8 protein-coding genes are annotated in these 11,991 nt (G+C 36.4%); all 8 read left to right on the forward strand.

The features are described from left to right. Positions 1–9 precede the first annotated feature (9 nt). From JHT90_RS01795 to tssM, 8 genes are read left to right on the forward strand one after another with little or no spacing between them, the layout of a single operon-like run. Complete coding sequence (locus JHT90_RS01795) at positions 10–2,745, forward strand: AAA family ATPase (protein ID WP_201093386.1); 2,736 nt, start codon at positions 10–12, stop codon at positions 2,743–2,745. A gap of 8 nt (positions 2,746–2,753) precedes the next feature. Then, positions 2,754–4,241, forward strand: coding sequence for a sigma-54 interaction domain-containing protein (locus tag JHT90_RS01800; RefSeq protein ID WP_201093388.1), 1,488 nt, complete (start codon positions 2,754–2,756; stop codon positions 4,239–4,241). Positions 4,242–4,260: 19 nt separating this feature from the next. Beyond that, a complete protein-coding gene (locus JHT90_RS01805; RefSeq protein WP_201093390.1) occupies positions 4,261–4,401 on the forward strand; it encodes a hypothetical protein in 141 nt (46 codons plus the stop codon). A gap of 11 nt (positions 4,402–4,412) precedes the next feature. Then, positions 4,413–5,633, forward strand: a complete 1,221-nt coding sequence (gene tagH, locus JHT90_RS01810; RefSeq protein ID WP_201093392.1) for a type VI secretion system-associated FHA domain protein TagH — start codon at positions 4,413–4,415, stop codon at positions 5,631–5,633. Between the two features lie 12 nt (positions 5,634–5,645). Beyond that, positions 5,646–6,155, forward strand: a complete 510-nt coding sequence (tssJ, locus tag JHT90_RS01815) for a type VI secretion system lipoprotein TssJ (RefSeq protein WP_201093394.1) — start codon at positions 5,646–5,648, stop codon at positions 6,153–6,155. Positions 6,156–6,175: 20 nt separating this feature from the next. Continuing rightward, positions 6,176–7,507 carry a type VI secretion system baseplate subunit TssK gene (gene tssK / locus JHT90_RS01820; RefSeq protein WP_201093400.1) on the forward strand — a complete coding sequence of 444 codons (1,332 nt, stop codon included), beginning with the start codon at positions 6,176–6,178 and terminating at the stop codon, positions 7,505–7,507. 17 nt (positions 7,508–7,524) lie between these two features. Continuing rightward, the gene (gene icmH, locus JHT90_RS01825) at positions 7,525–8,394 is read left to right on the forward strand and encodes a type IVB secretion system protein IcmH/DotU (protein WP_201093407.1); all 870 of its coding nucleotides are present in this window, start codon (positions 7,525–7,527) and stop codon (positions 8,392–8,394) included. Positions 8,395–8,408: 14 nt separating this feature from the next. Further along, positions 8,409–11,990 (forward strand): type VI secretion system membrane subunit TssM, encoded by a 3,582-nt coding sequence (gene tssM, locus JHT90_RS01830; RefSeq protein ID WP_201093414.1) that lies wholly within the window; start codon positions 8,409–8,411, stop codon positions 11,988–11,990. Position 11,991: the final 1 nt, after the last annotated feature.

Below are 11,991 nucleotides of genomic sequence, written 5' to 3' on the forward strand. Positions count from 1 at the left end.
GGATTATTGATGATTAATATCGATTTGCAACAGTTAATCCAAGCATTAGATGCTCAAACAAGAAAAGACCTTGAAAAAGCTGCTGAAGGTTGTGTAGTGCGTGGAGGAAGTAAAGTACTGATAGAGGACATGCTGCTTAGTATGGTAGCTACACCTGAAAGTTTAATTAATAAAGCAATAGTGGATGCTGATATTGAATTAGGTGAGTTATTATCTGTGTTACAACCGCGTGCAGAGTCAAGTGAAACACAAAATCCAGTATTTTCAGTTGAGTTGGTGCAATGGCTACAAGATGCCTTATTGCTTGCTAATTTAGAATTAGAAAGAAATTATGTAGATCAAGCTGCCCTAATTTTAGCCTTATTACGTAATAGTGTACGTTATGTAGGTACTAAATATTACAAACTGCTTGCTACGATTAATGAACAACGTCTGAAAGATTTCGTATTAGCTGATCAAGTGGAACAGCAAAGTTCTGCTAATATCATTAGAGAAGGTGCTGAGTCATTTTTAAAGAAGTTTACCCATAATTTTACTCAGTTAGCACGTGATAACAAATTAGATCCAGTGCTATGTCGAGACGATGCCATTCGCCAAATGATAGATATTTTGGCACGTCGGCGCAAAAATAATCCAATTATTGTGGGTGAAGCTGGTGTTGGTAAAACAGCAGTGGTAGAAGGTTTAGCTATTCGTATTGCAAAAGGCGATGTACCTGAAATTTTACAGAATGTTGAATTGTTAACGCTAGATATGGGGTTATTACAAGCTGGCGCTAGTATGAAAGGCGAGTTTGAGCGTCGCTTAAAAGGTCTAATTGATGAGGTAAAAGCCTCACCCAAGCCTATTATTCTGTTTATTGATGAAGCACACACAATGATCGGTTCAGGTGGTGATGCTGGTGGTTCTGATGCTGCTAACTTATTAAAACCTGCACTAGCTCGTGGTGAGCTTTGTACCATTGCAGCAACGACATGGTCTGAATATAAAAAATATTTTGAGAAGGATGCAGCGTTAGCGCGTCGTTTCCAAGCAGTTCAATTACATGAGCCAACCATTGAAGAAGCCGTGACTATTTTACGTGGCTTGGCACCTGTTTATGAGCATAGTCATGGGATTTATTTAAGAGATGATGCTGTTGTTGCGGCGGCAGAATTATCAGCACGTTATTTAGCAGGTCGTCAATTACCAGATAAGGCTGTTGATCTACTAGATACAGCCAGTGCGCGTGTGAAAATTAGTCTTGCTTCAGCACCAGAGCAAATTGAAACCCTAAGTAATCGTATTTCCATTGATGAAAGACAATACGAAGCATTAACCCGTGATAAATTAGCAGGCATTAAAACTGATCAAGATGTGCTAGATGCTTTAGAGAAAACCTTAGCAGAAAATAGAGCTAAGCTCGAGCAATTAAATGAGCAGTGGCAATATCAAAAAGAGCTTGCTGAGCAACTGTTGGGTTTAAGAAAACAATACAGTCAGTTGCAGAAAGTTAAAGCTGATTTAGAAAGTGAATTAGCTAAAGAGCAACAAGAAGTCGCTATTACAGAAGTAACAGATACCATTACTGATGAAATTACAGAACAAGGCGAACATATTGTTGAGGAAGTAATAGAGGCTATCACAGTTAAGGTGACGCCAGAACAAGTTGCAGAGCAATTAAAGCAAGTGCAAGAGGAGCTTAATAAGACTCATGACTTACTTGATAAGGCGCAGGAAATTGACAGTCTAGTTAGTTTTGAAGTATGTCCAAGATTGATTGCAGAAGTGATTAGCAATTGGACGGGTATTCCAGTTGAACAATTAGCTAGAGAACATAACGCACGAGTAATGCAATTTGCTGATGATTTAAGAGAAAGGGTAAGAGGACAAGAACAAGCAGTCGTTGCCTTAGATAAAGCTATTCGTACTTCAGCGGCAGGCTTAAATCGTCCAGAAACACCTGTTGGTGTATTCTTATTTGTTGGTCCTAGTGGTGTAGGTAAAACAGAAACAGCATTGGCACTCTCTGATTTACTTTATGGTGGTGATCGCTTCTTAACAGTTATTAATATGTCAGAGTTCCAAGAGAAGCACACAGTTTCTCGCTTAATTGGTTCGCCACCTGGCTATGTGGGTTATGGTGAAGGTGGCATGTTGACGGAAGCAGTGCGTCAAAAACCTTATTCAGTTATTTTGTTAGATGAAGTAGAAAAGGCAGATCCTGATGTAATGAATCTGTTTTATCAGATTTTTGATAAAGGTATGGCTAATGATGGCGAGGGCAGAGAAATTAACTTTAGAAATACCCTGATTATTATGACTTCCAATCTTGCAAGTGACCGAATTGTAGCCCTCTGTAAAGACGGGGCACGGCCTTCTCCAGAAGCGTTAGAGGATGCTATTAGACCTGCCTTAAGCCATCATTTTAAACCTGCATTGCTGGGTCGGATGAAAGTTATTCCTTATTACCCTGTAGATGGTGCAGTGCTACATGAGTTGATCGAATTAAAATTAGGTCGTTTAGCCCATCGCATGCAACAGCGTAAACTTGAGTTAACTTATGATAAGCCATTGGTTGATGTATTAGCAGAACGTTGTACTTATAGCGATAGTGGTGCTCGTCTTATTGATTCGTTATTAGATCAATATATTGTGCCTCATATTACTGATCGTTTACTGTCAGCAATGGCAACTAAGGAAGAATTAAAACGTGTCAATATTGTGGTAGGTGAAGATAAAGCTGTGGTTTGTGAGTTTTATTGAGATTAATTATGGATAATGTAGCTGCTAAATTTTATTGCTCATTAATTGAGGCAGAAAGTACACAAGATTTAATTGCTTGTGTACTTGCTGTGGCTACTACATTAACATCAGCAGAATTAGCACAGCTATATTTGTTAGATCAAAGTAAAACTAAATTAAATCTTTACGGGCAATCCTTTGTAGGTAAGCTGCTATTAAAACAAGATATTGCCTGTGATTATTACAATGATGTATTACTTCACTATTGCTTAACTCAGAATAAGTCGATTATTACAGAGGATCTAAATACTCTGCTTTTAGAACATAATTTTTTACCACCCAGCACAGTAAAAAGTTGGCGCAGTTTATTAGTAATACCATTACTGAATAAGCAACAGCATATATATGGCTTGCTAGTTTGTGCAGGTTATAAGGTTATAGATTGGCATGATAAGCTGGCATCTTTAGAATCTTTTTGTCGGTTAATGTTAATTCAGTATAATCGACTAATAACATTGCAGGTTAAACAACAACAGCCTCTAAAAGTTGAGAAGGAAAGTGCAATAACTAATAACCACTATGGTTTAGTGGGTAGTAGCCAAGCAATGAAAAAAGTTTATTCATTGATTAGTAAAGTGCTGCATACACCTTATACTGTGTTAATAACAGGTGAAACAGGAACAGGGAAAGAGCTTGTAGCGAAAGCTATTCATCAATACAGTTCGAGAAAGAGTAAACCTTTTATTGTACAGAATTGTGCTTCTATGCCAGAAGCCTTGTTGGAAAGTGAGTTGTTTGGTTATTGTAAAGGGGCTTTTACTGGCGCAGATAAAGATTATTTAGGTCTATTTAGAGAAGCAGATGGTGGTACCTTATTTTTAGATGAAATAGGGGATATGCCGCTAGTGTTGCAGGCTAAATTATTAAGAGTATTGCAAGAAAGTGAAGTAAGACCATTGGGAAGTAGTAAAACGTATAAAGTAAATGTACGTATCATTGCTGCGACTCATCGTCATTTATTAGATGAAATCAGTAAGGGAAATTTTAGAGAAGACCTTTATTATCGTTTAGCTAAGTTTCCAATAGAGTTACCCCCATTAAGAGATAGGGATGATGATATTGTTGAATTAGTTGATTTTTTTATAAATAAAACCTGTCAGTTTTTAGATCGAAAGAGAAGCGTTGTCACTCAAGATTTTATGGATAAATTATTAAGTTATTCTTTTCCAGGAAATATTCGTGAGTTAAAAGGATTATTAGAAAGAGCTATTTTATTAGCTGATGATGAGCTATTAGAAGAGCAATATTTACAATTGGATGTTAATAAACAGCGAAATGATCAGGATAATAATTTTAAAGACAGTGTTGCTAATTATGAGCGTGAGCATTTACTAAAAAGCTTACGAAGTAATCAAGGAAATCAGACTAAAACAGCTAAACAGTTAGGAATTTCTAGGCGTACGCTGATATATAAATTGCAGAAATTTAATATATCAAAAGAAGAGTTTTTGGTTTAATAAGAGGGTAATAGATCCAATGGTTACTATTAATAAATTAATCATGTTGTTGTTATTAGGTGTTTTTATCAGTGGTTGTGCTGGTAATTATAAAACGAGTGATGATAGATATCGACCTATCGGTCAGCCACCTATAGTCATTGATAACAAAACAAAATAAAGGTAATTATTGTGGAACTTATTTTAGAGATTGTCAGTGATCAGCAGTTTGCTGATAACACTGTAGTGAGCAAAGAGTTTAAAAGTGCAGGTGGGGTGATTGGTCGTGCACCTGATTGTGATTGGATTATTGCTGATCCAAAACGTTATGTGTCAGGTCATCACGCATTAATTTCTACAAAAAATAATCAGTTTTATATTACGGATACCAGTAGTAATGGCACTATTCTAAAAAATACGGGTTCAAAATTGCCTGCAGGTGAACCATTTCTTATTGAGCATGGCGCTGTGTTCTCTATGGGGGACTATGATATCCGTGCTCGTTTAGTTTATGATCCTGAAGTATTTGAGAATGTTGTGGGGAAACCCGTAGAGGCAGGTAGTATTATTCCTGATGATGCTTTCTTAGATTTGGATCCAATTAAAGCGATTGAACAACAGCCATTCCAATATGTAGATATGGATGAGTTGGCAGACTTTATGAAGGCTAATGATCAGCAAGATGGAGAACAGCGTAAGGATTATGCAAGAGTGGATATTGAGAGTTTAGAAATCCCTCAATTAGTAGAGGATAAAATGCCTGAGCCAGTAAAATCTGTACCGACTCCTGCATATGTTCCACCGCCAGCTACTCCGACTAATTTTTCCAGTGATTTTTGGGATAAATTTGCAGCAGAGTTAGGGATTGATATAGCAAAATTAGATGAGACTGAAAGAGAACAATTAGCTATTCATACGGCTAAATTATTTAAACAGTGCATTGCAGGTATTCAACAAAGTTTGCGGACACGTTCTGATTTGAAAAATGAGTTACGCTTGCCTATTACTACCGTACAAGCAACAGGTAATAACCCATTACGTTATACCGTTGATGCAGAAAGTGCTATTAATGATTTATTGAAAAAGCATAATCCTAATCAATTAACCCCTGAGCAAGCCATTAATCGTGCTTTCAGAGATTTGCAAGCACATCAGGTGGCTTTATTAGCTGCTTGTCGTGGTGCTGTACGTACTGTTATTCATCAGTTTTCACCTGCACAATTAATTTTAGCTTTTGAGCAACGTGGTGATAAGGGAGTAATCAAAGGCAGTGCTTGGAAATGGCGAACCTATTGTCGTTATCATAACTTGTTGCAGCAAGATGCAGAGTGGAGTGATCGTTTATTTAGTAAAGACTTCACCACTTATTACGAAGAACAAGTACGTTTATTAGCTTCATTGAATGATGATTAAGGAGTAATACAGATGGCAAGATTGAGAATAATGAGCTTATTGTTGATGGCAGTTTTATTGTCTGGTTGTTCTTGGATGAATCCTTATTCAGATATTACTAAAGTTAATATTCGCTTGAATGGTAGTGATTATCTTAACCCTGATTTAAGAGGCAGACCATCACCAGTCGTAGTACGCATTTTTGAGTTAAAAAATGCAGTTAACTTTACCAATGCTGATTTTTTTAGCCTATATAATGACGCAAAAAATGTATTGGGTGATGATCTAGTTGCTGTAGAGGAAATGGAATTAACACCGAGACAAAAAATACATCTACGTTATCGTATAGCAGAAACAAGCCAATATGTAGGTATTATTGCGGCATACCGTGATTTATCAACAGCTACTTGGCGTTATGTGGTGAAAACTGTACCCAAAGAAAAGCTTTATGTGAATGTAGTGTTAACTAGTGATGGTATTTATCAAAATACAGATCCTAGAGCCTATAAGGTTAACGAAACATTGCCAATGAATGAAAGATAATTGAGGCAGGCATTATTATTATGAGTATCCAAAAAGTAGTTTGGCGAGAAGGGATGTTGTTAAGACCTCAGCACTTTCAACACAGTGACAGGTATTATAATCATCAATTAGCGGTGCGCACTCAGTTATTATCCAGTAATACTTGGGGATTTATTTCTTTGCAGATTGATCCACAGTATTTAAATATGGGCAAGATCGTTGTCAATGAAGCAAAGGGGGTATTACCTGATGGTTCATTTTTTGATATTAGGCAGGAGTTAGAGCCATTAACTTTAGATATTCCTACTAATACCAATAATAAACCTGTTTATTTGGCATTACCCTTAACCACAGACAATCACATCGAGACTAGAGAAGCTGCACAGACTGATGTATTAGCACGTTATGTTATGCGTGAAGTGGAAGTGGTTGATTCAAATACAGCGGATTCTAATATTATTACTATTAACTGTTGTCAGCCTGATTTTAGATTAATTTTAGGTGATGAAGAAAACAACAGTGCCTTTGTCTGCTTGAAAATTTGCCATATTTTAGACTGTAGTTCAGATAAAACTATTGTGTTAGATAGTGAGTATGTACCTACTTATTTAAATTTACATGCCTCTTCAGTTTTATTGTCATCTCTAAAAGAGGTGATCAGTATGTTGGTTCATCGTGGTGATCGTTTAGCAGAACGAATTAAAGCCAGTGGTAAAACACAAAGTGCTGAGGTGGGCGATTTGTTAATGTTGCAATTAATTAATCGGGTTGAACCATTATTACGCCATTATTTAAGAGCAGATAAAGCACACCCAGAAGATGTCTATAAAGAGTTGCTTTATTTATATGGTGAATTGGCTACCTATGCGAGTGAAAGTAAGCGTCCTAGTGTTGATTACTACTATATGCATAGTGATCAAGGATTATGTTATAGAAGGTTAATGGAAAGGCTTCGTCAAGTATTGTCAATGGTTCTTGAACAACATGCTATTGAGTTGTTATTACAGCAACGTGCTTATGGTATTCAAGTATCACCATTACACGATCATACTATGTTGAGTAATTCGAAATTTATCTTGGCGGCAAGCGCTTCTTGTGATCCTGAATATTTACGTAAAAATTTACCTGCATACTTGAAGTGCGGCCCTGTGGAACGTATTCGTCAGTTAGTGAATTTGCATTTACCAGGTGTGAAGGTGAAGTCATTACCTGTAGCGCCTAGACAGATACCTTTCCATTCAGGAAAAATTTATTTTGCTTTAGAGCTAAGTTCTGATGATCTTGCACAGTTTGAAAGTTCAGGTGGTTTTGCTTTCCATGTGTCAGGTAGTTTTGACAATCTTGAGCTTAAATTCTGGGCAATTCGTAACTAAATCAGAGAAGAAAGTATATGGAAAGAGATGATAAAACGGTCATTAGTAGCAGATTTAATGACAGCAATACCAGTTCAGTACCATTATTAACTGATATTTCTGATGCACCAAACTATGCCTCACTTGATGACAAAATGGTGTTTGCAGCAAGATTGCGCCCTGTTGATGAAAATATTGTAGGGTTAAATCCTCTTATTTCAGCAGGTGCTCATATTCTTTCTGAAGTAGTACGGTTACGTAATAATGCGCCACCTGAAGATTTAGAATCATTACAGCATAATTATATTGAAGCGATTAAACGTTTTGAACGTGTAGCGTTACAAAGTGGTGTGGAAAATAGCCAAGTAATGAGTGCGCGTTATGTAATGTGTACCATATTAGATGAAGCGGTTGTTTGTACTAGTTGGGGGGTGGAAAGTGCTTGGGCAAAATATAGTTTACTTGCCTCCTTCCATAACGAAACCTTTGGTGGTGAAAAAGTTTTCCAGTTATTAGATCGTATTACACGTAACCCTGTTAAATATTTACCATTAATTGAGTTAATTTATGTTTGTTTATCTTTAGGTTTTGAAGGTAAGTATCGAGTAATGAACCGTGGTACTCTGGAACTTGAAGCTATAAGAGATAGCTTGTACCGTCAAATTAAGCAACTACGTGGTGATGTGCCAAAGGCTTTGTCTCCACAGTGGCAAGGGCTACAACCATACCGTAGAGGTTTGATTAAAATTGTACCTTGGTGGATGGTGGTTATCTTTACTATTATTTGTTTAGTTATTATGTATTCTGGTTTTGCTTTTGTGTTAAATCAAGAGCGTAAGCAAGCATTAGAACCTTACCATACGCTAGATACTACGTTAACTTCAGAAACTAAAAATAACACACAGTGATAAGGGACCTTTCGATGAAAAGATTTTTTAGAAAATTAGCTGTATTTTTCAAAAAGAGATGGGTTTGGACACTGTGTATTGCACTATTTTTAGCATTACTTGTATGGTTCTTATTCCCCTATTTTGGTTTTGGAGAGTCAAAGCCATGGGAGTCAAGCACATCTCGTTTAGTGACTATTTGTATTATTTTCCTATTATGGGGACTGCTATTAGTTTTCCTAAATTGGCGAGAAACGGCTAAACAAAAGAAAAAGCTCACTTCTGATCAAGTTCAAGAGAAGTTAATTGTTGAAGAAAAAATATATGAAGAACGTCAAGCAGTAACTTCTTTATATAAAAAGGCGATGCAAACGCTTAAGAAGTCGAGTATTTATAAAGGTAGAAGTCAGGGATGGAAACATGATTTACCTTGGTATTTATTAATAGGTCCTGAGTCTAGTGGTAAAACTAGTATATTAGATTTCTCTGGATTAAATTTTCCACTTAATCAAATTGAACAACGTCTCACTAAAAATATTGAAGGTACACGTTATTGTGAATGGTATTTTGCTGAGAATGGTGTAGTAGTAGATACTTCTGGTCGCTATTTTTCACAAGAAAATAGTGAAGTTGATAGTGCAGGTTGGTTGACACTCCTCAATTTATTACGCCGTCGTAAAAGAAGTAGACCGCTGAATGGTGTGTTAGTGAATGTACCCATTGATGATTTGCTAAGTCATGATGAAGTTCATTTAGAACGTATTGCTCGCCAAACACGTGCAAGGTTACATGATATACAGCAGCGTTTAGGTACAGAATGCCCTGTTTATATTTTGTTTAGTAAAGCTGATCATATCATTGGCTTTAATGAGTTCTTTGATAATATTTCGCAAGAGGAAAGTGCTCAAGTATTAGGGGTAACTTTCACTAAAGACCAAAAAGTAGTTAGTGCTGATCTAACTCGTTTTGAATTTGAAAGATTATTGGAGCGTTTGAATAAACAAGTTGTTAATAATTTACATCAAGAGCGTGATATTCAGCGTCGTGGCAAAATATTAGATTTTCCTTATCAATTTAATTTGATTGCTGAACAGCTATGTTTATTTATTGAATTGGCCACTACAGGCAATCGTTATCAAGAGGCTAGTCATTTACGCGGTTTTTATTTCATGAGTGTTCCTCATGTGATAGAACATCTTGATGAGCATACGGTTAGAATTGGTAGAAATTTAGGGCTTTCTAGTAAAGCATTACCTGTTTATCGTCAAGGCAAACCTCGTTTCCTTTATCAATTGTTTACTTCAGTTATTTTCCCAGAGTCAGAGTTAGCGACGCTGGATGAAACAGAAAGAAAACGTCTTAGTTGGAAACAAAGAAGTTTATATATTGGTTCTGTAGCTACTTTGGCTGGCATTGGGTTACTTTGGGGATATAGTTTTTCAGCTAATAATAATTATTTAAAGGAAACTAATGAGCTAGGTGTGATGTTAACTAAACAACATGCTGAATTAATTCCAAAAGGTGATTTAGCGCAGTTAGAGTCTGTATTAAATACCAGTTATAAAGCTTATAAAGTATTTCCTAGTGATAAAGATTTATCAATCAGTCATCAACTAGGGCTTTATCAAGGTGAAAAAACAACACCTGCTGTTTTAGCAACATATAATGATGAGTTATTAAAACAAATGTTGCCTGCGGTAGCTCGTCAATTGGAAACGCAGATTAGATCAAATTTTACCAATAGAGATAAACTGTTAAATAGTTTACGTGCGTATCTCATGTTAAATTATGAGCAGCATCGTGATAGAGAATATTTAGCAGCAACAATGAGTGACTATTGGGCGAATATCTATCCTAATAATACAGAGCTACAAGATGACTTAGAGGGTCATTTTGATAGGCTATTAGCGCTAGATTTTATTTATCCACTTAATGATGAACTCGTTGCACAAGCTAGACGTATTCTAAGTAATGAACCTTTAGCTAATCTTGTTTATAACGCAATGAAGCAAGATGCAAAAATATTACCTGATTATGTGTTATCGCAGCATCTAGGTTCTCAAGGCTATTTGATTAAAGGCGCTGATAAAAAGATAGCAGGCTTCTTTACTAAGTCTGGTTATAATCAATATTTCTTATCTAAGAAAGCACTGGATTTTATTACCAAGACATTAAGGGATAATTGGGTCTTAGGTAGTGCTGATACTTTATCACCTGCTGAACTGCAAAAAATATTGGTACAAGTAGAACAGTTATATTTTATTGATTATACAGATCAATGGAGTAATACAATTGGTGGTTTAAAAGTAGCTAATGTTAACTCTTTCCCAGAAAGTGATTCACAGCTAACAGGTTTAACTGCTGCTAATAGTCCGTTCTTATTATTGTTAGGTGAAATTAAGGAGCATACCAAATTACCAGGTATTATTCCTGAGCCTGATGAAGATGATAAGGATGTTATTGCTGATAAAACGGGTGACATTAATACCAATAGTTCTGCCAAACAAATGGCTAAACAGGCCACTAAAAAAGCAGCTATTAAAGGGGTTAATGCTGGTATAGATGGAGCGAAGAAATTAGCAGCAGCAGCTGTGCCTGAACAAGGTAAGAAGCGGATGGTGCAAATGTTTACACCTTATCATCGGTTACTATTAGATGATGGTTCTCCTAGTTCAGACTATGCCGCTGCTTCGCAAGCGCTGAATGAGCTCAACCAAAAAATATCAATGCTTTCTAGAGATAGCGCTCCTGAGCAAGCTGCGCTAGCATGGGCAAAAGATCGAATGGAAGGGCAACAAGATGCTTTATCAGCTGTACAAAATGCTGTTAAGCGTTTACCTGCGCCGTTTGATAAGTGGTATACCCAAATAGCTGATGATAACTGGCGTATCATTTTGGCAAGTTCTTATAACTACATTAATCAAGCTTATAAGGCTAATGTGTATACCTATTACAACAGCTCTATTAGAGGTCGCTATCCATTTAATGGGAAAGCTAATACAGATGTAGCTATGTCTGATTTTGTTCGCTTCTTTAAAGTAGGCGGCATCATGGACAGTTTCTATGAAAGTAATTTAAAGCCTTTTGTATCAACAAATGGTAGTTACTATCAAGTGAAAACGATTGATGGTCGTGGTTTACCTATTAGTAGTGCCTCATTAGCTCAATTTAGAGTTGTTCGCGTGATACAGGCTGGCTTATTTAGCGAAAATCCAGAACATCCAACAGTAAGTTTTAAACTTGAGCCGCATTTCTTAGAGGTAACATTAAGTCGAGTTATTTTACAAATTGGAGATCAAAAAATAGAGTATCGTCATGGTCCTATTTTATCTAATCGCTTTACTTGGCCAACGGAGAATGCAGATACCAGTATAGTGTCTGAGAAATTTGAAGATTTATCTGGTAATCGTACTTTATACCAAACAGAACCTGGTGCATGGTCACTGTTTAGATTTATTGATCAGATGGAAATCTCTTATGCCTCTGGACGTGATGTGATGATCTTAAAAACTAACGTAGATGGTAAATATGCTAACTACTTGTTATCAACACAACGTTCACCTAATCCATTTGATGTAAAAATATATCGTGCATTTGCTCTAAGGGATAATTTATAGG

Origin of the sequence: Entomomonas asaccharolytica (assembly GCF_016653615.1) — a bacterium.
Lineage (GTDB): Bacteria > Pseudomonadota > Gammaproteobacteria > Pseudomonadales > Pseudomonadaceae > Entomomonas > Entomomonas asaccharolytica.